The sequence below is a fragment of the Mesorhizobium sp. CNPSo 4661 genome (genome assembly GCF_057784215.1).
Window position 1 is genome coordinate 43,866 of the sequence record NZ_JBWGIO010000013.1, and the last position, 18,855, is coordinate 62,720.

The window sequence follows — 18,855 nt, forward strand, 5'->3', positions numbered from 1 at the left end:
AACCCGCCGGATCGGAGAAAAAATGCGCTACGACATCGTCATCATCGGCGGGGCCATCGTCGGATCCTCGGTCGCCTATTACCTGCGCGAGGAAGGTTTTACCGGCTCGATCGCGCTGATCGAGCGCGATCCGCAATTTTCCCACGCGGCGACGACGCTGTCGCTCGCCTCGATCCGCCAGCAATTCTCCATTCCCGAAAACATCCGCCTGTCGCAGTTCACGCTGAAGCTGTTCCGGCGGCTGAAGGAGACCTTCGGCGCCGATGCCGATATCGGCTTTCGCGAGGGCGGCTATCTTATCCTCGCCGGCGAGGCCGGCCTGCCGATCCTCAAGGCCAATCACGAGACGCAGGTCGCCGAGGGCGCCGACATCGCGTTCGAGGATCCCGGGCAGCTGGCGCACCGCTTCCCGTGGCTGTCGATCGAAGGCATTTCCGCCGGCGCCTATGGCCGCAGCGGCGAGGGCTGGTTCGACGCGCATGCGCTGCTGACGCTGTTCCGCAAAGCGCTGCGCGACAAGAAGATCGATTTCATCACGGCTTCCGCCACCGGCATTTCGCGCGACGGCAATCGCGTCACCGGCGTCAGCCTCGACAATGGCGAGACGCTGGAAGCCGGCATCGTCGTCAACGCCGCCGGGCCGAACGCCGGCAAGGTCGCGGCTTTTGCCGGGCTGGCGCTGCCGGTCGAGCCGCGCAAGCGCAACGTATTCGTCTTCGAGGCGCGCGAGAAATATGCCGACATGCCGCTGCTGGTCGATCCAAGCGGAATCTATGTTCGGCCGGAAGGCTCGGTCTACCTTACCGGCGGCGCCGAGCCGGAGGAAGGCGATCATGCGCCCGATCCGAAGGATTTCGAGGTCGAGTGGCCGCTGTTCGAAGAGGTGATCTGGCCGACCTTGGCCACCCGCATCCCGGCCTTCGAGGCGATCAAGCCGACGCGCGCGTGGGTCGGGCATTACGACTACAACACGCTCGACCAGAACGGGGTGATCGGGCCGCATCCGGAGGTTGGAAACTTCCTTTTCGCCAACGGTTTTTCCGGCCACGGCCTGCAGCAGGCACCGGCGGTGGGCAAATCGATCGCAGAGCTTGTCATGCATGGCGGGTATCGCACGATCGACTGTACGGCGTTCGGCTATGAAAGAGTGGCCGAGGGAAGGGCGTTCCGGGAACTGAATGTGATCTGACGCACGGCCGCGTCGACCGAAAGCGCATTGCCGAGGGCATGGCCCCGTGCGGTGTTGTCGAATATGCACCAGACCTCGCCGCCAGATGCCCTGGCTTCGGCGAGCCGCCCGCTGATATCCAGCAACCGACCGGCCTCGTAGTCGGAATAGTAGACGTGCGGCGCGCCATGGAAGCGGAAATAGGCGAGCTCGCGCCAGCCGCCTGGCATGGCGGCAGCAGGCACGGGAGCGGGGTCGGCCGCAACGCGCCCAACGTGAAAGCGGCTCAGCAAGCTTTTGGCTTCGGGTGCGAACCAACTGGGATGACGCGGTTCGCAGACCAGGCGCCGGTCGGTCTTTGCATGCAGGGCGGCGAAGAATTTTTCGACGGTTTGGGGTTCGAATTGCAGGCTGGGCGGCAATTGAACCAGGAGCACGGAAAGCTTGGAACCGAGCCCCCCGACCTGACCCAGAAATGTGTCCAGAAGATCATCGCAATCTTCCAGGCGGCGCTCATGCGTCATGGCCTTGGGGATCTTCGCGGAAAAGCGAAAATGATCCGGAACCGAGCGCGCCCAACGCTCATAGGTTTCCCGCCGATGCGACTTGTAGAACGAGGAATTGATCTCGGCGATCGAAAGTCGCGCCGCATAGCGTTCGAGCTGCGAACCGGCCGCCGGAAAAGAAGCTCTATGCGCTGCCGCTATGCTCCATCCGGCGGTTCCCACGGCGCAGCATCTGTTATCCATGCCCAGAATCTGGACAGGCGTGATTGCCGGTCAAGGGAGAGCTCGGGCCAGTTGGCCGCAGTTATCCAGCCCAACCGGCGAAAGCCGTTGCTTCCTGCCGGCCGCGTCATGCTATCCTCGGCCCCTGTCGGGCGCTCGGGGAAAACATTGCTTAAAAAGGCTGTCGAGAATTTTCGGCGCACAAGGGGAGTCCAATTGCTTTTGGGCCTCCGCCACGAGATCCTGTACCGCCAGTTCCTGGGAAGCGCCGCGTCCAAGGGCCAAGCATTCGCCAGGAGCCTGAGCGAAAAGCCAGAGCGGAATTACTGCTTCACCATAGCGTTCAACACGCCCTGGGTCATAGATGTGCTCACCAAGGCCTGGCAGGTCTTCCCGACCGGGACAAGGCTCGTGGTGATCGACAATTCGCCGAACCAAGAAGCGCGCGCTTCGATCGAGGCAATCTGCGCGCGGCGCGGGGTCGCGTATTTCGGACTGCCCAGGAATTTCGAAACGAACCCTTCCAGATCGCATGGCGTTTCCCAGACCTGGGTCTTTCACAACATCGTCAAGCATCTCAAACCCGACATGTTCGGGTTCATCGATCACGATTGCTTTCCGGTCGGGCCGATCGATTTCGCGCGGCGCATCGGGGGCAAGATCGGTTATGGCGCGCCGCTGCATGCCAGATCCAGCTACCTGTACAAGGCAGCCGAGAACGAGCCCGGCTGGTATTACTGGGCCGGCCTCTGCTTCTACAATTTCGCAACCGTCGAGCGAACGAAGCTCGATTTCAGAAATCGGCTCGACATTGGAATGGATACCGGAGGCGGCAACTGGCCGGTGCTGTATTCGAAGCATCCCATCGGGGAATTCGAAATGGCCCAAGTAAATCGCGTCGCGGTGGGCGTCGAAGGGACGATCGCCGACTACCAGTTATATGACGAAGCCCTTTTTCATGTTGGCGGCGCGTCCTACCGCTCGGGCGCGATAAGTCCAGACTATCGACGCCTGCTGTCGGACCACATCTGGAAAACCTACCTCGGCGGGATCCAGGATCGCCTGATTTCAATCTGAGCCTCGGTCGGGCTAGTTCCTCAACACAGTGATTTTGAAAGATTGCAGGCTTGTCGGGCAAGGCCATCAACGTCCGTTGGGGTAGTCAGCGCAAACGCCGGCGATGAGCTGAAGGCTTCTGAACCTCGTCATTCTAGGGCGGAGCAAGGAGCGAAGCGACGCGCGCAGACCCGAGGATGACGACCGCGATAGGCGTCTCGGCCAATCGCCAAGGCATGGTATCTGCCGACGTACACCAGCCAGCCGGTCAAAACTTCTGTGTCAAGGAACTAGCCTAAATACCGCTGCAGCCACCCAAGCACCCGTGCCCACTCGTCGGCATGTTCCGCCGCGGCGTCCGGAAAGCCGGCAAACCCGCCATGGCAAATGGTGAGCCGCGTGCCGTCGCCGATGGGCTCAAGCAGATAGGCCACGGTCGTTTCCTTGCGGCCGAGCGCTGGATGGTTCCAGTCGTAGCGCCGCGTCTGCACGATGCGGCGCGGCATCTCGATTTCGAGGAATTTTCCGCTGGCGGGCAGACGTTGATCGGCCGTTTCCACGCTGACGTTCCAGCCGCCGCCGATGCGAAAATCGGCGGACCAGTTGGTCATGCGGTAAGTTTCGGGCGAACCCCACCAGCGCTCGACCTTAGTCGTGACCAGTGCGGCGATGACCTCGTCTGGCGGGGCGGGGAGGTCAGCCGAAGCCATGACCGTGTCCGCGTTCGCCATGGCTTGCGGTAAGGACAAGTGAAGCATCCAATCTTCCTCCACCAAGAATAGTCTCGTGCCCGAAACGAAGCTCTTTAATCTTACGCAATTCCGGACGGGCGGTTACGGCGAAGTCGCCGAACCCAAACCGCCGCGCCCTTTTCCTGGAATTTGCTCTCTACCCCTTTGATGGCGGGCGCTCGAAACCCTTGCCGGTTTCAAGCAGGCTCTTCAGGCTCGCCAGCACCAGCGGCCAGCCCTTGGAGACGTTCGGGATCAACTTGTGCGGGCCGTCGGCCTCGTGGATGACGGCGAGCTTCATCAATTCGCCGTCGGGCTCGATGGTGAAGGTGCAGCGCGTGTAGCCGTCCTCCTTCACCTCGGGCATCCATTCGTTGCGCCATTTGATGACCAGGCGTTTTGGCGGATCGATCTCGAGGATCTCGCCCGAGTCGGCGACCCGCCCGTCGGGGAAGATCAGCTTCCAGCTCGAGCCGACCTTCCAGTCGCTCTCCTGATAGGAGCAGAGAAAGAACTGCCGGTTGAATTCCGGATCGGTCAGCGCCTGCCAAAGTTTTTCAGGCGTGGTGCGGATATAGGTGACATAAACAAAGCTGTTCTCGCTCACGGCTCTTCCCTTTCAAGGCGTTGCTTCAGGTTGCTCAATGCACTGAGCCGATGGCGCTCGAACTTGCCGATCCAGCGCTCGGCGATCTCGTTGATCGGAACGGGGTTGAGGTAGTGCTCCTTCTCGCGGCCCCGGCGCATGGTGGTGACGAGGTTCGCTTCTTCCAGGATCGCCAAATGCTTGGTCACCGCCTGGCGCGTCATGTCCATGTGCTCGCAGAGCGCGTTCAGCGTCTGCCCGTTCCGGGCATGGAGACTGTCCAGCAATTGCCGGCGGGTCGGGTCGGCCAAGGCGCGAAAGACGGCATCCATGCTCATGGCCCTAATATGCAACCATTTGGTTGCATGTCAAGCGATGGCGAAAATATGCTGCCGCCTGATTACTGCTTGCCTGAGTTTTCTTGCTTGCCGGATTGTGCCTGTCTGGATGCGGCTTCGCTTTTGAGCAGCGCCTTCCCCCACTCTGTCGCTGCTTCGCAGCGCCACCTCTCCCCCCTCCGGAGGGAGAGGAAGGGAGCCAGCTGGAATCGCCTCGCACCTTTCCTCTCCCCCGTCGACCGGGGGAGAGGTGTCGAGCGAAGCTCGACGGAGTGGGGGTCGACCTGGCTCGCCGGTTCCAGGCAGGAGTCGGCTCCGATATCGGTGCGGTTCAGGTCAGCTTTTGCGGGAGAACCAGAAAGCGTCGGTCATGCGCGTCATGCCGATGCGTTCGTAGAAGCCGACGGCGTCGGGCATCGAGATCAGGCTGACGGCGACCGAAGGGCCAAGCTGTTGTTGCACCGCGTCCATCAGGCCCTTTCCGACGCCGAGCCCTTGCGCCGCTTTCGAGACGGCGAGGTCGGAAACGTAGCAGACCCAGGAAAAGTCGGTCATGCCGCGCGCGACGCCGACCAGTTGCCTGTCCGGGCGGTCGAGCCGGGCGGTCAGCACCAGATTGGCGTTGTCCAGCATGGTTAGCAGCCGGGCCTCGTCGTCGACGGGCCTTACCTTGCCGAGGCCGGATTCAACCAGCACGCGGCGGAATTCGGCGACATCGAGCGCGGGCTCGCTCGCGTAAAGGACTTTGGAAGCATCGGCCATGGACGCAGACTGCACCAGTCGGGCAGGATTTCGAAGCCGTTTTTGGAGCGCTCCAGCTCAGGTTCGCGTGCCATGCCGCCATTGCCCAAGGGCAGCGCACGAACAGTTGCCTTTCATTTGCCTCCGGCTTTGTGTAAACCGTCCCGCAAAACTCCCCGCAGCCAGAAGAAGACGGCCAAGGATCATGGACAAATTCACCAAGCTCACCGGCGTCGCCGCGCCCATGCCGATCGTCAATGTCGACACCGACATGATCATCCCGAAGGATTATCTCAAGACGATCAAGCGCACCGGGCTCGGCACCGGCCTGTTCGCCGAGATGCGCTACAACGAGGACGGTTCGGAGAACCCGGATTTCGTGCTCAACAAGCCGGCCTACCGCAAGGCGCAGATCCTGGTCGCCGGCGACAATTTCGGCTGCGGCTCGAGCCGCGAGCATGCGCCCTGGGCGCTGCTCGATTTCGGCATCCGCTGCGTGATCTCGACCTCGTTCGCCGACATCTTCTACAACAACTGCTTCAAGAACGGCATCCTGCCGATCACGGTCAGCCCGGAAGACCTCGACAAGCTGATGGACGACGCCTCGCGCGGCTCCAACGCGACGCTGTCGATCGACCTCGAAGCCAAGGAAATCCGTGGGCCGGATGGCGGCGTGGTCAATTTCGACCTCGACGACTTCAAGCGCCATTGCCTCTTGAACGGCCTCGACGATATCGGCCTGACCATGGAAAAGGCCGGCGCTATCGCGTCCTTCGAGAAGAAGAATGCCGAGCAGCGCCCCTGGGCCTGAGAGACCGTTTGGAAATTCTACTCCGGCGGCCATCTGATGGCGGTTTCTGCGCTTCCGTTGCTCACGGACCAAATGTCCGCTGCGCTACGGTTCTCGAAACCACCACCATATGACTCGCCAGAGCGAATTTCGAAACAGTCTCTGGGCGGCACGGCTTTAAATCGATAGGCCCCGGCCATCGCAGGCCGGGTTCGTGGCGGCTGAATGGAGGGACAGTCATGACACGCTCGCTTCTGGCCGCCGCCAGCGCTTCGGCGGCAATAATCCTTCTTGCCACGGTCTGCGCCAATGCGCAGACCACCACGCCGGCCACGCAGCCGGCGCCCGCCACGGCCGACCAGCCGGCGGCCGATCAAGGCGCGACCGACCAGGCCGCGTCGGATGAGGACAAGCAGGCGCCCATCCCCTTCGAAGGCGGCCAGCTCACCATCACGCAGCCGGATCAGGATGGCGAGAAGGTGCTTGCCTATGACGGCAAGCAGCTGGCCAGCAATTACGACGTCTTCTTCGACAAGATCGTCAAGATCGGCGACGTCAACGTGGCGCTGGTCGATGTCGGCGACGGCGGCAATCAATGCGGCCCGGCCAAGGTCATCGTCTGGAAGCCGAAGGACGGTGCGATCCAGACCACCACGGTCGAACAGGACGAATGCGGCGCGCCGCCGGCCGCTGTCTCCGACAGCGCCATCTATTTCGTGCCCTATCTGTTGCCGGGAGAGACGAGGCCGGCGCTGCAGTGGTCGCCCACGGAAGGGCTGACGACCTCCGGCAATCTGACCTATACGCCGGAACCGGGCACCGACTGGAAGGACGTCGATCCGTCGAAATTGGACAACATCATCGACGCCTTCCACAACGAGGCTGTCTACAAGGCCGGCCAGGCGCTGCTCGGCAACGACATGCCCGACATGGCAACCAGCCTGCTGGTCGGCGGCGGCACCGAAAAGACAGCGTCGGGCGCCTTCTATGCCACCGGCTGCGTGCCGCATGATTGCGGCGGCAATGACGGCTTCATGGCCATCGACCCGGCCAAGCAGAAAGTCTATTTCGCCCGCCGCGGCGACAATGACCAGCCGCAGGCCTGGCCGCCGCTGAAGGACTGGCCGGCCGACATCAAGAAGGCCTATGACGACGCGCAGGGGTCGGGGCATTAAGGTTCGGCTCTGACGCTGCCATCGCGGGTTCGTCATCCACGGGCGGAGCGACGCGCAGCGGAGCGCAGACCCTGGAATGACGAAGGGAGGGACGGTCGCCGCTAATCTCCAAGGCTGGTGCTTGCCTTCGTGACAATGCTCCGCGTTGCTTGGCCCACGACCAGACGCGCCTCTTTTGCTAGATGCAGGCCGACAAACCCAAAGCGAGGCTCCCCATGCGCAAGCTCATCTCCACAGGCTCCCCCTTCGAGAAAACCGCCGGCTATTCGCGCGCGGTGGTGCAGGGCGACTGGTGCTTCGTCTCCGGCACGACCGGCTACGACTATGCCACCATGACCATGCCCGACACGGTCGAGGCGCAGACGCGCAACTGCCTGGCCACCATCGCCAAGGCGCTGGCCGAGGGCGGCTTCGACATGGCCGACGTGGTGCGGGCGCACTACTACATCACCGACCAGGCCTATGTTGACGTGGTCTTCCCGATCCTGGGCGAAGCGTTCGGCGACATTCGTCCTGCCGCGACGATGATCGTGTGCCAGCTCAACAAGCCGGAGATGAAGATCGAGATCGAGGTCACCGCGCTGCGGCGCACGGCATAGGGGGCGTGAGCGATGACGGTCCGGCGCATCGTGGCCAACATCGCCACCAAAGACATCGCGGCGGCGAAACGCTTCTATCGTGACGTGCTTGGCCTCGACATCCTCATGGATCAAGGCTGGATCGCCACCTATGGCTCCGAGGAACGGATGCAGGTCCAGGTGAGCTTCATGGCCGAGGGCGGCTCGGGCACGCCGGTGACGGATATTTCGATCGAGGTCGACGATGTCGACGCGACGCTTGCTGAGATGAAGAAGGCCGGCTTCGCCGTCGAATACGGTCCGGCCGACGAGCCCTGGGGCGTGCGGCGCTTCTATGTGCGCGACCCGTTCGGCAGGCTGGTGAATGTTCTGTCGCATCGGTGAGGGCTTGTTGCGCTTTGAGGAAGCGCGGCGCTGTTCCAGCTTGGGTTCCTCGCCCCCACCAAGTGGGGGCGAGGTGGCTCGGCGAAGCCGAGACGGAGAGGGGGAGCGCCCTACGAAGGCCCCTCTCCGTCCGCTTCGCGGCCACCTCTCCCCCGCTTTGCGGGGGCGAGGAACCAGAGCCACGTCTTACGGGCGTCGCAATGCCCCGTCATCCCCTTGCGCGCCAGGCGTTCGCCGTTTAGCAAGGCGCCGGTTCAATTTCTCTCCCGGGACGGTTCTCCATGGCTTCGAAAAATCTCTTCCTGCTCGCCGGCGACGGCATCGGCCCAGAGGCCATGGCCGAGGTGAAGAAGCTGATCAAGGCCATGAACGACAAGCTCGGCAGCGGCTTTGCCACCGACGAGGGGCTGGTCGGCGGCTGCGCCTATGACGCGCATGGCGCGGCGATCTCCGATGCCGACATGGCAAAGGCGATGGCGGCGGATGCGGTGCTGTTCGGCGCCGTCGGCGGACCGAAATGGGATGCCGTGCCTTACGAGGTGCGCCCCGAGGCCGGCCTGCTCAGGCTGCGCAAGGACATGGAACTGTTCGCCAATCTGCGCCCGGCGATCTGCTACCCGGCGCTGGCCGCCTCTTCCTCGCTCAAGCAGGAGGTGGTCGAAGGCCTCGACATATTGATCGTGCGCGAGCTCACCGGCGGCGTCTATTTCGGCGAGCCCAAGCAGATCATCGATCTCGGCAACGGCCAGAAGCGCGGCATCGACACCCAGGTCTACGACACGTTCGAGATCGAGCGCATTTCGGGCGTCGCCTTCGAGCTGGCGCGCACGCGCAAGAACCACGTCACCTCGATGGAAAAGCGCAACGTCATGAAGTCGGGCGTGCTGTGGAACGAGGTGGTCAGCCAGACGCACAAGGCGCGCTATTCTGACGTCAAGCTCGACCACATGCTGGCCGATGCCGGTGGCATGCAGCTGGTGCGCTGGCCGAAGCAGTTCGACGTCATCGTCACCGACAATCTGTTCGGCGACATGCTCTCCGACATTGCCGCCATGCTGACCGGCTCGATCGGCATGCTGCCGTCGGCCTCGCTCGGCGCGCCGGATCCCAAGTCCAAGAAGCGCAAGGCGCTCTACGAGCCGGTGCACGGCTCGGCGCCCGACATCGCCGGCAAGGGCATCGCCAACCCGATCGCCATGATCGCGTCCTTCGCCATGTGCCTGCGCTATTCCTTCGGCATGGTCGCCGAGGCCGACCGGCTGGAAGCGGCGATCGCCGCCGTGCTCGACGACGGCCTGCGCACCAAGGATATTTCTTCCCCGGGCATGACCGAGGTCGGCACCACCGAAATGGGCGACGCCATCATCGCCAAGTTCCTTGGCTGATCTGTCACGGATGGTGGCGGGCACTGGCTGCACCCAGGTGCTCACACTTGCCGCGTCTGCGATTTGGCGGGGGGCGACCATCCCATCGGGGGCCATCGCGCATCCCACGCCTTCGTCATTCTATAGTCTGCGCTGCGTCGCTTCGCTCTGTGCTCCGCCCGTGGATGACGAAGGGAGCGACGCTTCGGTCAATCTCCGAGGTTGGCGATTTGCCCGGCGCTCGCCGCGGGTCGGCTTCCAACTCCCGTGCAATCCTACGCTGGCCGCTTCTTCTGCTTCTTGCGCTTTGCAGGCCCATCGAATTTCGGCCCATCGAACTTTGGCTTGTCGAACTTCGCCTTTGCCGGCTTCTTCGCCCAGGATTTTGAGCCCGGCGCCCCGCCAGGCTGCCGCTCGCCTGGCGCCCGCTTCTCGAATCCGCTCGCATTCTGATCGAAAGCGCCCCTGCCGCGATGCGGCTTCTTGTCCGGCTTCGGCGGCTGGTAGCCGGCCCGCGACAGGTCCGGCGCGCCGTCGATGCGCCTGACCACGATGTTGCCCTGCAGCTTGCGGTCGGGGCCGATCGCGGCGACGAACCGGTCGGCCCAGTCGGCGGCGATCTGCACGAAGGTTTCTTCCGGCTGCATCTTGATGGCGCCGATCTCGCGCTTGGACATGCCGGCGGTGCGGCACAGCATCGGGATCAGCCAGCGCGGCTCGGCATTCTGCCGGCGGCCGACCGAGAGCGAGAACCAGACGCTGTCGCCGAAATCGTCGCGGCGGCTGGGGGCTTCCTCCCGGCGCGCGAACTTCTCCTTTGACGGCGCGAACGGGCCGACATCGATCAGGTCCTCGGGCGCCGACCGGCTGCCCCGGCAAAGCCGCACGAAGGCGGCCGCCACCAGCTCGGCGCCATGCCGTTCGAGAAGCGCCGTGGTAAAGTCGCGCTCCTCGTCCTTCACCGCCTCGCTGAAGGACGGATCGGCCAGGATGCGCTCGTCATCCCGCCTCAGCACCTCGTCGGCCGATGGCGGGCTCGCCCAGGTCGCGGTCAGGCCTGCATTGGCGAGCAGCCGCTCGGTGCGCCGACGGGCATTGCCCGGCACGATCAGCGCGCTGACGCCCTTGCGCCCGGCGCGCCCGGTGCGGCCGCTGCGGTGCAGCAGCGTCTCCGGGTTGCTCGGCAGGTCGGCGTGGATGACCAGTTCGAGATTGGGCAGGTCGATGCCGCGCGCTGCGACATCCGTGGCGATGCAGACCCTGGCGCGGCCGTCGCGCATCGCCTGCAAGGCGTGGCTGCGCTCGTTCTGGCTGAGCTCGCCGGACAGCGCCACGACGGAAAAATTGCGGTTGTTGAAGCGCGCGGTGAGATGGTTGACGGCGGCGCGCGTGTTGCAGAACACCATCGCATTCGCCGCCTCGTAATAGCGCAGCACGTTGATGATGGCGTTCTCGCGATCGGCAGGCGCGACCGAAAGCGCCCGATACTCGATGTCGAGATGCTGCTTCTCCTCGCCGCCGGCCGTAATGCGCACGGCGTCGCGCTGATAGCCCTGCGCCAGCGTGGCGATGGAGCGCGGCACGGTGGCGGAAAACATCAGCGTACGACGTTCGGCGGGCGCGGCATCGAGGATGAATTCGAGGTCCTCGCGGAAACCGAGGTCGAGCATCTCGTCGGCCTCGTCCAGCACCACCGTCTTCAGCGCCGACATGTCGAGCGCGCCGCGCGTGATGTGGTCGCGCAGCCGGCCGGGCGTGCCGACGACGATGTGGGCGCCGCGCTCCAGCGCGCGCCGCTCGGTGCGCATGTCCATGCCGCCGACGCAGGAAGCAATATGCGCGCCGGTCAGCTCATAGAGCCATTCCAGCTCGCGCCGCACCTGCAGCGCCAGCTCGCGCGTCGGCGCCACGACCAGTCCCAGCGGCGCGCCGGCAGCGGCGAAACGCTCAGCGCCGCCAAGCACGGTCGGCGCCACGGCAAGGCCGAAGGCGACGGTCTTGCCGGAGCCGGTCTGCGCCGACACCAGCGCATCGGCCTCGCCGAGCTCAGGCTCCAGCACCGCCTTCTGGACCGGCGTCAGCGTGGCATAACCGCGATTTCGCAGCGCCTCTGCGAGCGCAGGCACGATGGTTTCGAAACTGGACATCTTGTTCTTTCGGAATTCGGAGTTCTGCGCTCGTGGTCGAGCACGGACCGGCACTGCGCCGGCCAAACGAAATTTGGGCGTTCGTACTTCTTGCGGCCGTCATTGTACAGAGCAGGCGGCACCGCCTTTCCTTCTCCCCTTGTGGGAGAAGGTGGCCGCGAAGCGGCCGGATGAGGGGTGCTCCAGGGAAAGCCAGCGTCTCACTCCGCTGGAACACCCCTCATCCGTCTCGGCGCTGACGCGCCGATCCACCTTCTCCCACAGGGGGAGAAGGGAAGGTCCCGCCGATTGACTCTTTTCCCAAACCGCGTAAAAGCCCGCGTCGAACGGGATCGTTTTTCGATGCGCGGCCTTTTGATGGCTCTTCTTGCATTCGATGCCCCCAGCCTCAATGCGAACCATTGGGCCGGGCGCGTCGGCGCGTCCGTCCGTTCCAGCAAAACCCCATTCTTGGCCAAGAAAACCAGCAAAACCACCACCAAAACGGTGTGATTCCCTTGGCCTAACCACCCTCTCCCGGGTCCGGCCCGGGGGACGAAACCCGCACCAGGCCAGCGGGTTTTCTCCAACAACAGCCAAGCGGAGAGGGACAGGAGATATGAGATGAGTTTCAAGGTTGCGGTAGTCGGCGCCACGGGCAATGTGGGCCGCGAAATGCTCAACATTCTAGACGAGCGCGGCTTTCCGGTGAGCGAAGTGGTGGCGCTGGCGTCGCGGCGCAGCCAGGGCACGGAAGTGTCCTTCGGCGACCGCACGCTGAAGGTCAAGGCGCTCGACCAGTACGATTTTTCCGACACCGACATCTGCATCATGTCGGCGGGCGGCAATGTGTCGAAGGAATGGTCGCCGAAGATCGGCAAGCAGGGCTGCGTCGTCATCGATAATTCGTCGGCCTTCCGCTACGACCAGGACGTGCCGCTGATCGTGCCGGAAGTGAACCCGGACGCGATCTCGCTGTTTACCCGCAAGAACATCATCGCCAATCCGAACTGCTCGACCGCGCAGCTGGTCGTGGCGCTGAAGCCACTGCATGACGCCGCCACCATCAAGCGCGTCGTCGTCGCCACCTACCAATCGGTGTCGGGCGCCGGCAAGGAAGGCATGGACGAGCTCTTCACGCAGACCCGCGCGGTCTTCGTCGCCGACCAGGTCGACGTCAAGAAGTTTACCAAGCGCATCGCCTTCAACGTCATCCCGCATATCGACGTCTTCCTCGACGACGGCTTCACCAAGGAAGAGTGGAAGATGGTCGCCGAGACCAAGAAGATGCTCGACCCCAAGATCAAGCTGACGGCGACCTGCGTGCGGGTGCCAGTGTTCATCGGCCATTCGGAAGCGGTCAACATCGAGTTCGAAAAGCCGATCACGGCGGACGAGGCGCGCGAGATCCTGCGCGAGGCGCCCGGCTGCCAGGTGCTCGATAAGCGCGAGAACGGCGGCTACATCACGCCGCTGGAATCGGCCGGCGAGGACGCCACGTTCATCTCGCGCATCCGCGAGGATTCGACCGTCGACAACGGCCTGTCGATGTGGGTCGTTTCCGACAATCTGCGCAAGGGCGCGGCGCTGAACGCCGTGCAGATCGCCGAGCTCCTGGTCGAACGCGGCCTGATCCAGCCGAAGAAGAAGGCGGCCTGACGGCAGTTTGCTTTCGCTCACGGGCCGTATCGCCGCTGCCGCGGCGGGCCCTCCGCGGGGGCGCCGGACGACCGGCGGCCTGCAGTCGCAGGCTCGGCCTTCGGGCCGTTTTGTTTTCGCTCACGGGCCGTATCGCCGCTGCCGCGGCGGGCCCTGCGCGGGGGCGCCGGACGACCGGCGGCCCGCGGTCGCGGGCTCGGCCTTCGGCCGGGGGAGCTTCTTCCTTCTCCCCTTGTGGGAGAAGGTGGATCGGCGCGATAGCGCCGAGACGGATGAGGGGTGCTCCAGCGGAGTGAGACGCTGGCATTCCCCTGGAGCAGTGCCGTTTCAGGTAGAGTGTATTTCATGATTGGCGTTCAGCCTGCTGATGTCGTCCTGCGCCCAGCCGCGGCATCCGACGCCGCCGCCATCGCGACGATGATGCGCGCGTCGCTCAACGCCTTCGACTGGATGCCGGTGCTGCACACGCCGGAGGAGGACCTGTCCTTCATCCGCGACATCCTGATGCCCAGTCAGCAGGTGGCGGTTGCCGAAACCAGCGGCCGGATCGTCGGTTTCATCGCCGTCAGCGGCGAGTGGGTCGAGCAGCTCTATCTCGATCCGGCCTGGACAGGGCAAGGCATCGGCAGCCGGCTGCTTGCCCAAGCCACCGCCGGCACGCCTGTAGTCAAGCTCCATTGCTTCCAGGCCAATACCGGCGCGCGGCGCTTCTACGAACGCCACGGTTTTCGCGCCGAAGCCTTCGGCGACGGCTCCGCCAACGAGGAAGGCCTGCCGGATATCCTTTATGTGCTCAGGCGCTGAGTTCCTCTAAACAGTGATTTTGAAAGATTGCAGACTTGTTGGGCAAGGCTATCAACGTCCGCTGGGATAGTCAGCGCAAACGCTGGTGGTGAGCTGAAGGGCTCTGAATCTCGTCATTCCAGGGCGGAGCAAGGAGCGAAGCGACGCGCGCAGACCCTGGAATCCATGCCGTTACCTGGACTGAAGTGTGCAACGGTGCAGAATTCTGGACCGCCGCGGGGCTTCCAAGTCACGGCATGGATCCTCGGGTCTGCGCGCGTCGCTTCGCTCCTTGCTCCGCCCGTGGATGACGATCGCGATAGGCGTCTCGGCCAATCGCCAAGGCATGGGATTTGCCAACGCACACATAGCCAACCGGTCAAAACTTCTGTGTTAAGGAACTAGTTCAATCTTCGGGAGTGTCGGGCTGCTTGGGAATCAGCAGGGCATCGAGATGATCGTGTTCTGGTGACATGCGGCCCTTCGCGATGACCGCAATTTCTTCGTTCGTCAAATCTTTGGTCGCGAATGATTGCCCGGCCAATTCTAGCAATATCGCCAGCGCCTCCTCCGCCCGCTCGGCCGGCACGAACAGATGGTCGTGATAGAAGGCCGAGACCGGATTGACGCCAATGCCGGCCGCCGCCAGCCGCGTCGTGATGGCGGCGAGGAAGCCGACGGCTTCCAGCGAGGAATGGATGTCGAGCGTGATCATCCGGCAGCGGAACGTGCCGGCGAGGCCGGCCGCTTTCGCCTGGCTCTCGGCCAGGATCAGCGTCGCGCCCTCGCGCTCGATGAAGCGCATGACCGGCTCCAGGCCTTCCGGCAAGGGTGCGCCGGGCGGCAAGGTCGCGAAGACATAGGCTTCCGGGTAGAGCCGCGGCGTCATCGATGCCAGCAGCTTTTGCAGGTCTGTCTCGCCGCTCATGTTGTCCTTCCCCGGGATGCGCGTGGCGCTGTTTTCTTGTCCTGACGCAATTCCGGACACGCACTCTTCCTGGAATTGCTCCGGGCGACGTTCTCCGCAGTCTCGACTGAAACGTCAACAGCCCGGCCTGCAGCCGCGTGGACGACGCCGCGATGTCGCTGGCGGTTGAGCCGCAGGCTCGTTATTGCCGTAGAGACATAACGGTTCGCAAAGGTCTCCCACATGATCGTCCGCCCGCGCCCGACATTCCTACAGCTGTTCTTCATCATGCGCGGCTCGGTGGTGCAGCGCATCCTGCCGCAGATTTTCGGCTTCGCCATCTATTCGGCGGTCGTCCTGCTTCTGGCGCGGCAATTCCATCTCGACCTCAGCGCCTTCAACATCACGCCTTTCGGGCTCGTTGGCGTGACGCTGTCGATCTACCTGTCGTTCCGCAACAACGCCGCCTACGACCGCTGGTGGGAGGCGCGCAAGCTCTGGGGCGCGCTGGTTTTCGAGATCCGCAACCTGGCGCGCGCCACCACCAGCCTGATCGGCGACCGGACGGAGCAGCGGGCGCTGCTGATGGACGCGCTTGCCTTCTGCCACCTGCTGCGCGGGCAATTGCGCAAAATCGACAGCAGAGAGGACGCCCGCGCCTTCATCGGCGACGAGGTGGACAAGGCAGCCGCCCGCACCAACCCGGCCGACGACATGGTCCGCCGCATGGGCCGGCGCGCCAATGCGCGGCGCGAGGCGGGCGCGCTCGACCCGATCGGCTTCCGCATCCTCGATGAAAGGCTGGCCGCGATCGCCGCCATCCAGGCCGGCTGCGAGCGGATCGCCGGCACGCCTCTGCCGTTCGCCTATACGCTCCTGGTGCATCGCACGGCCTATGTCGTCTGCCTGCTCCTGCCGATCGGGCTGATCTCGACCACGGGCTGGGCGACGCCGCTGTTCACGGCGCTGATCGCCTACACGTTCTTCGGCCTCGATGCGCTGTCGGAAGAGCTCGAGGATCCGTTCGGCATCGAGGCCAACGACTTGGCGCTCGACGGCCTCTGCCGCGTCTGCGAGATCTCCGTGTTCGAGGCGCTGGACGAGACGCCGCCGAAGATGATCGCGGCCGACAAGTTCTATTTTTCGTGACCACAGGCAACTTCGTCATCCCAGGGCGGAGCAAGGAGCGAAGCGACGCGCGCAGACCCTAGAATCCATGCCGTGATGTTGGTCCCGGGCGCAGTCGGACCAGAAATTAGGATCGTCTGGCTGAGCTTCATTCTAGAACGCTGCATTCTTCGTTCGACCTCACGGCATGGATACTCGGGTCAAGCCCGAGTATGACGAAGGCGTGTAGGATCGCGGCATGTTCGCCCGTCCTTGGATCGAAACCGGCAAATGGCCGGCATTCGAAACCTTGGAGGGAACATCCATGAGCATTTCCGAAGCCGCGCCTGCTTCAAGAGGCGCTTTGTGGGCCGGGCGCGCGCTCAGCGCCGTCGTCGTCCTGTTCATGATCTTCGACGGCGTCATCAAGCTACCGCCGCTGGATATCGTCACCCAGACGATGACGGAGCTAGGCTGGCCGGCCGACGCCAATGTCGCGCGGCTGCTCGGCGTCATCGGGCTGATCTCGACGGCACTCTATGCGCTGCCGCGCAGCTCGGTGCTCGGCGCCATCCTGCTCACCGCCTATATGGGCGGCGCGATTTCGACCCATGTGCGGATCGGCAACCCGCTGTTCTCGCACACGCTGTTCGGCGTCTATCTCGGCATTATCCTGTGGGGCGGGCTTTATCTGCGCGACGCAAGGGTGCGCGCGCTGATCCCGTTCTCGCGGTAAGGGAGGACAAGACATGTTTGCCATCATCCTCATCCTCCTCGTCGTCATCATCGCCGCCATGCTGATCTACGCCGCGACCCGGCCGAACGATTTCGTCGTTACGCGCTCGATCAGCATCAAGGCGCCGGCCGAGACGATCTTCCCGCTGATCGACGATTTCCGGCGCTGGTCGGAATGGTCGCCCTTCGAAAAACTCGACCCCGGCATGAAGCGCACTTTGTCCGGCGCTGAAAGCGGCAAGGGCGCGGCCTATGCCTGGGAAGGCAATTCCAAGGCCGGCAAGGGCCGCATGGAGATCACAAATTCGGTGCCGTCGTTGCTGGTCGCGCTGAAGCTCGACTTCGAGAAGCCGTTCAGGGCCAACAACACCGTCGACTTCTCGCTTTCGCCGTCCGGCGAGGGCACGACCGTCATCTGGGCGATGCGCGGCGCGAGGCCCTTTGTCGCCAAGCTGATGGGCCTGTTCATGAATTTCGACACGCTGATCGGCAAGGATTTCGAGGCCGGACTCAGCAATTTGAGGCGTCTCGCCGAGCGGTGAAAACCGCTAGGTTTCAATGGGTTGGCGTCCAGAACCATAAATCCGGCCGGCACGTAGCCGGCCAATTTTCATCCTCGCCGGGATCAATTCAGCTGTTCGTGAGTTTAGGCCATGGCGGCGAGGACGGCGCTTGAGAGAGGAACAGCAATGAAGAAAGCAATTACCATTCTGGTGCTGACCATGGCCTTGGGCGCCTGTTCGCAAACGGAAAAGGGCGCTGCGATCGGTGGTCTGGGCGGCGCGGCGGTCGGTGCCGCGGTGGCAAATGATCCGGTGCAGGGTGCGGTGGTCGGCGGCGCGGTCGGCGCAGTCGCCGGTGCGCTGATCGGTCATGCCAGCGAAAGCGGCCAGTGCCGCTATCGCGACCGCTACGGGCGCGTCTATGTGGCGCGCTGCCCGTCCGGCTATTGAGACATCAGGCGGACCAAACGAAAACGGCGGGGTTAAAGAAGGTCGCGTGAAAAGGGATTCACGCGACCTGCTTTAAGTTTTGATTCTAAGCATGTCTTTGTCCCGAAACCGGGCCCACTTTCGGGAGACATGCTTTTAGGTCCGCTGTTTTGTAAGCGAAAGGCCGTGATTACTCGGCGGTCGCGGCCTCAGCCTCGGCCGGCGCGGCGGTCGCCGCGGCAGCGGCTGCATCTTCCTGGGCCTTCTTCAGCAGGGCGGCGCGTTCCTGCGCCTTCTTGCCGGGCAGGGCCTTGTTCGGGTTCGAGCGGGCTTCGCGCTTGGCGAGACCGGCCTCGTCGAGGAAGCGCAGCACGCGGTCCGTCGGCTGGGCGCCATGCGACAGCCAATGCTTGACGCGCTCGGCGTCGACCTTGACGCGTTCGCCGTCCTTCGGCAGCAGCGGGTTCCACGAGCCCAGCGACTCGATGAAACGGCCGTCGCGCGGCGAACGGGCGTCGGCGACGACGACGTGGTAGTAGGGACGCTTCTTCGAGCCCGCACGGGCCAGTCTGATCTTCAGTGCCATTTCTTTTCTCCTAAAAGCTCTGATTTGGTTTGATTGGATTTCAACTGAATGTCTCAGCCTGTTTTCGTCACGCCGTTCGCAGCGGCGATCTGTTCGTGGTGCCGGATCACTTCGCGGACGACGAAGTTGAGGAATTTCTCCGCGAAATCGGGGTCGAGATGCGCGTCATGCGCCAGCTGGCGAAGACGGGCGATCTGCTGCTGCTCGCGCGCCGGGTCGGCCGGCGGCAGGCCATGCTCTGCCTTCAGGACGCCGACCGCCTTGGTGCAGCGGAAGCGCTCGGCGAGCATATGGATGAGGGCGGCGTCGATGTTGTCGATCGAAGCGCGGTAGCCAGCCAGGATGGCGCGTGCGTCGGCCATGTCTTTCTCCTCGTTCATC

Annotated in this window: 22 protein-coding genes and 1 pseudogene; 14 read left to right on the forward strand and 9 right to left on the reverse strand. The window is 63.8% G+C overall.

From position 1 onward, the window contains the following. The first annotated feature begins 22 nt into the window (after window positions 1–22). Window positions 23–1,189 carry an NAD(P)/FAD-dependent oxidoreductase gene (locus AC0YKC_RS20325; RefSeq protein ID WP_488512312.1) on the forward strand — a complete coding sequence of 389 codons (1,167 nt, stop codon included), beginning with the start codon at window positions 23–25 and terminating at the stop codon, window positions 1,187–1,189. Here the strand turns inward: AC0YKC_RS20325 and AC0YKC_RS20330 are convergent. After that, the gene (locus AC0YKC_RS20330) at window positions 1,138–1,896 is read right to left on the reverse strand and encodes a DUF72 domain-containing protein (protein ID WP_488512313.1); all 759 of its coding nucleotides are present in this window, start codon (window positions 1,894–1,896) and stop codon (window positions 1,138–1,140) included. The genes AC0YKC_RS20325 and AC0YKC_RS20330 overlap by 52 nt on opposite strands. A gap of 72 nt (window positions 1,897–1,968) precedes the next feature. Here AC0YKC_RS20330 and AC0YKC_RS20335 point away from each other — a divergent pair, with 72 nt between their 5' ends. Next, complete coding sequence (locus tag AC0YKC_RS20335) at window positions 1,969–2,973, forward strand: hypothetical protein (protein ID WP_488512314.1); 1,005 nt, start codon at window positions 1,969–1,971, stop codon at window positions 2,971–2,973. A 269-nt stretch (window positions 2,974–3,242) separates the two neighbouring features. Here AC0YKC_RS20335 and AC0YKC_RS20340 read toward each other — a convergent pair whose 3' ends face one another. The 4 genes from AC0YKC_RS20340 to AC0YKC_RS20355 form a co-directional block, all read right to left on the reverse strand. Continuing rightward, on the reverse strand, window positions 3,243–3,662 hold the full coding sequence (locus tag AC0YKC_RS20340) for an SRPBCC family protein (protein ID WP_488512315.1): 420 nt from the start codon (window positions 3,660–3,662) through the stop codon (window positions 3,243–3,245). Between the two features lie 178 nt (window positions 3,663–3,840). Next, the gene (locus AC0YKC_RS20345; RefSeq protein ID WP_488512316.1) at window positions 3,841–4,290 is read right to left on the reverse strand and encodes an SRPBCC family protein; all 450 of its coding nucleotides are present in this window, start codon (window positions 4,288–4,290) and stop codon (window positions 3,841–3,843) included. Continuing rightward, window positions 4,287–4,607, reverse strand: a complete 321-nt coding sequence (locus AC0YKC_RS20350) for an ArsR/SmtB family transcription factor (protein ID WP_488512317.1) — start codon at window positions 4,605–4,607, stop codon at window positions 4,287–4,289. Before AC0YKC_RS20350 ends, AC0YKC_RS20345 begins: the two co-directional genes overlap by 4 nt. Before the next feature lie 336 nt (window positions 4,608–4,943). Continuing rightward, the gene (locus AC0YKC_RS20355; protein ID WP_320298165.1) at window positions 4,944–5,369 is read right to left on the reverse strand and encodes a GNAT family N-acetyltransferase; all 426 of its coding nucleotides are present in this window, start codon (window positions 5,367–5,369) and stop codon (window positions 4,944–4,946) included. Between the two features lie 184 nt (window positions 5,370–5,553). On the opposite strand from AC0YKC_RS20355, the gene leuD reads away from it, so the two are divergent. The 5 genes from leuD to leuB all read left to right on the forward strand — a co-directional run bounded on the left by leuD (window position 5,554) and on the right by leuB (window position 9,660). After that, window positions 5,554–6,159, forward strand: a complete 606-nt coding sequence (gene leuD / locus AC0YKC_RS20360) for a 3-isopropylmalate dehydratase small subunit (protein ID WP_434724562.1) — start codon at window positions 5,554–5,556, stop codon at window positions 6,157–6,159. Window positions 6,160–6,377: 218 nt separating this feature from the next. Then, entirely contained in the window at window positions 6,378–7,313 is a 936-nt protein-coding gene (locus tag AC0YKC_RS20365; RefSeq protein WP_434724561.1) for an Ivy family c-type lysozyme inhibitor, read from the forward strand. Between the two features lie 215 nt (window positions 7,314–7,528). Next, window positions 7,529–7,912, forward strand: a complete 384-nt coding sequence (locus AC0YKC_RS20370) for a RidA family protein (RefSeq protein WP_224532802.1) — start codon at window positions 7,529–7,531, stop codon at window positions 7,910–7,912. Between the two features lie 12 nt (window positions 7,913–7,924). After that, window positions 7,925–8,275: a VOC family protein gene (locus AC0YKC_RS20375; RefSeq protein ID WP_488512318.1), complete on the forward strand. Its 351-nt coding sequence runs from the start codon at window positions 7,925–7,927 to the stop codon at window positions 8,273–8,275. A gap of 281 nt (window positions 8,276–8,556) precedes the next feature. Further along, a complete protein-coding gene (gene leuB, locus AC0YKC_RS20380) occupies window positions 8,557–9,660 on the forward strand; it encodes a 3-isopropylmalate dehydrogenase (RefSeq protein WP_488512319.1) in 1,104 nt (367 codons plus the stop codon). 254 nt (window positions 9,661–9,914) lie between these two features. Here the strand turns inward: leuB and AC0YKC_RS20385 are convergent, their stop codons facing one another. Further along, window positions 9,915–11,786, reverse strand: coding sequence for a DEAD/DEAH box helicase (locus AC0YKC_RS20385; RefSeq protein ID WP_488512320.1), 1,872 nt, complete (start codon window positions 11,784–11,786; stop codon window positions 9,915–9,917). 288 nt (window positions 11,787–12,074) lie between these two features. On the opposite strand from AC0YKC_RS20385, the gene AC0YKC_RS20390 reads away from it, so the two are divergent. From AC0YKC_RS20390 to AC0YKC_RS20400, 3 genes are all read left to right on the forward strand, one after another. Further along, the gene (locus AC0YKC_RS20390; protein WP_488512321.1) at window positions 12,075–12,278 is read left to right on the forward strand and encodes a hypothetical protein; all 204 of its coding nucleotides are present in this window, start codon (window positions 12,075–12,077) and stop codon (window positions 12,276–12,278) included. A gap of 111 nt (window positions 12,279–12,389) precedes the next feature. Continuing rightward, window positions 12,390–13,424 carry an aspartate-semialdehyde dehydrogenase gene (locus tag AC0YKC_RS20395; RefSeq protein WP_488512323.1) on the forward strand — a complete coding sequence of 345 codons (1,035 nt, stop codon included), beginning with the start codon at window positions 12,390–12,392 and terminating at the stop codon, window positions 13,422–13,424. 345 nt (window positions 13,425–13,769) lie between these two features. Next, the gene (locus AC0YKC_RS20400) at window positions 13,770–14,228 is read left to right on the forward strand and encodes a GNAT family N-acetyltransferase (protein ID WP_488512324.1); all 459 of its coding nucleotides are present in this window, start codon (window positions 13,770–13,772) and stop codon (window positions 14,226–14,228) included. Between the two features lie 508 nt (window positions 14,229–14,736). Here the strand turns inward: AC0YKC_RS20400 and AC0YKC_RS20405 are convergent. Next, window positions 14,737–15,135: pseudogene (locus AC0YKC_RS20405) on the reverse strand (ACT domain-containing protein); the annotation flags it as partial. A 222-nt stretch (window positions 15,136–15,357) separates the two neighbouring features. Here AC0YKC_RS20405 and AC0YKC_RS20410 point away from each other — a divergent pair. The 4 genes from AC0YKC_RS20410 (at window position 15,358) to AC0YKC_RS20425 (ending at window position 17,909) form a co-directional block, all read left to right on the forward strand. Beyond that, window positions 15,358–16,263 carry a bestrophin family protein gene (locus AC0YKC_RS20410; RefSeq protein ID WP_488512325.1) on the forward strand — a complete coding sequence of 302 codons (906 nt, stop codon included), beginning with the start codon at window positions 15,358–15,360 and terminating at the stop codon, window positions 16,261–16,263. Window positions 16,264–16,546: 283 nt separating this feature from the next. After that, a complete protein-coding gene (locus AC0YKC_RS20415; RefSeq protein ID WP_320298154.1) occupies window positions 16,547–16,957 on the forward strand; it encodes a DoxX family protein in 411 nt (136 codons plus the stop codon). Window positions 16,958–16,970: 13 nt separating this feature from the next. Further along, the gene (locus tag AC0YKC_RS20420) at window positions 16,971–17,498 is read left to right on the forward strand and encodes an SRPBCC family protein (RefSeq protein WP_488512326.1); all 528 of its coding nucleotides are present in this window, start codon (window positions 16,971–16,973) and stop codon (window positions 17,496–17,498) included. A gap of 147 nt (window positions 17,499–17,645) precedes the next feature. Beyond that, window positions 17,646–17,909 (forward strand): YMGG-like glycine zipper-containing protein, encoded by a 264-nt coding sequence (locus AC0YKC_RS20425; protein ID WP_320298152.1) that lies wholly within the window; start codon window positions 17,646–17,648, stop codon window positions 17,907–17,909. A gap of 169 nt (window positions 17,910–18,078) precedes the next feature. Here the strand turns inward: AC0YKC_RS20425 and rpsP are convergent, their stop codons facing one another. Then, window positions 18,079–18,474, reverse strand: coding sequence for a 30S ribosomal protein S16 (gene rpsP, locus AC0YKC_RS20430; protein ID WP_320298151.1), 396 nt, complete (start codon window positions 18,472–18,474; stop codon window positions 18,079–18,081). Window positions 18,475–18,527: 53 nt separating this feature from the next. Continuing rightward, window positions 18,528–18,854 (reverse strand): chorismate mutase, encoded by a 327-nt coding sequence (locus tag AC0YKC_RS20435; RefSeq protein WP_320298150.1) that lies wholly within the window; start codon window positions 18,852–18,854, stop codon window positions 18,528–18,530. Window position 18,855: the final 1 nt, after the last annotated feature.

Excerpts from the sequence above, each read along its gene's own strand:
- AC0YKC_RS20325 (WP_488512312.1), top strand. The coding sequence starts at position 23 with ATGCGCTACGACATCGTCATCATCGGCGGGGCCATCGTCGGATCCTCG.
- AC0YKC_RS20340 (WP_488512315.1), bottom strand. The coding sequence starts at position 3,662 with ATGGCTTCGGCTGACCTCCCCGCCCCGCCAGACGAGGTCATCGCCGCA.
- AC0YKC_RS20350 (WP_488512317.1), bottom strand. The coding sequence starts at position 4,607 with ATGAGCATGGATGCCGTCTTTCGCGCCTTGGCCGACCCGACCCGCCGG.
- AC0YKC_RS20355 (WP_320298165.1), bottom strand. The coding sequence starts at position 5,369 with ATGGCCGATGCTTCCAAAGTCCTTTACGCGAGCGAGCCCGCGCTCGAT.
- leuD (WP_434724562.1), top strand. The coding sequence starts at position 5,554 with ATGGACAAATTCACCAAGCTCACCGGCGTCGCCGCGCCCATGCCGATC.
- AC0YKC_RS20365 (WP_434724561.1), top strand. The coding sequence starts at position 6,378 with ATGACACGCTCGCTTCTGGCCGCCGCCAGCGCTTCGGCGGCAATAATC.
- AC0YKC_RS20370 (WP_224532802.1), top strand. The coding sequence starts at position 7,529 with ATGCGCAAGCTCATCTCCACAGGCTCCCCCTTCGAGAAAACCGCCGGC.
- AC0YKC_RS20375 (WP_488512318.1), top strand. The coding sequence starts at position 7,925 with ATGACGGTCCGGCGCATCGTGGCCAACATCGCCACCAAAGACATCGCG.
- leuB (WP_488512319.1), top strand. The coding sequence starts at position 8,557 with ATGGCTTCGAAAAATCTCTTCCTGCTCGCCGGCGACGGCATCGGCCCA.
- AC0YKC_RS20385 (WP_488512320.1), bottom strand. The coding sequence starts at position 11,786 with ATGTCCAGTTTCGAAACCATCGTGCCTGCGCTCGCAGAGGCGCTGCGA.
- AC0YKC_RS20395 (WP_488512323.1), top strand. The coding sequence starts at position 12,390 with ATGAGTTTCAAGGTTGCGGTAGTCGGCGCCACGGGCAATGTGGGCCGC.
- AC0YKC_RS20400 (WP_488512324.1), top strand. The coding sequence starts at position 13,770 with ATGATTGGCGTTCAGCCTGCTGATGTCGTCCTGCGCCCAGCCGCGGCA.
- AC0YKC_RS20410 (WP_488512325.1), top strand. The coding sequence starts at position 15,358 with ATGATCGTCCGCCCGCGCCCGACATTCCTACAGCTGTTCTTCATCATG.
- AC0YKC_RS20415 (WP_320298154.1), top strand. The coding sequence starts at position 16,547 with ATGAGCATTTCCGAAGCCGCGCCTGCTTCAAGAGGCGCTTTGTGGGCC.
- AC0YKC_RS20420 (WP_488512326.1), top strand. The coding sequence starts at position 16,971 with ATGTTTGCCATCATCCTCATCCTCCTCGTCGTCATCATCGCCGCCATG.
- AC0YKC_RS20425 (WP_320298152.1), top strand. The coding sequence starts at position 17,646 with ATGAAGAAAGCAATTACCATTCTGGTGCTGACCATGGCCTTGGGCGCC.
- rpsP (WP_320298151.1), bottom strand. The coding sequence starts at position 18,474 with ATGGCACTGAAGATCAGACTGGCCCGTGCGGGCTCGAAGAAGCGTCCC.
- AC0YKC_RS20435 (WP_320298150.1), bottom strand. The coding sequence starts at position 18,854 with ATGAACGAGGAGAAAGACATGGCCGACGCACGCGCCATCCTGGCTGGC.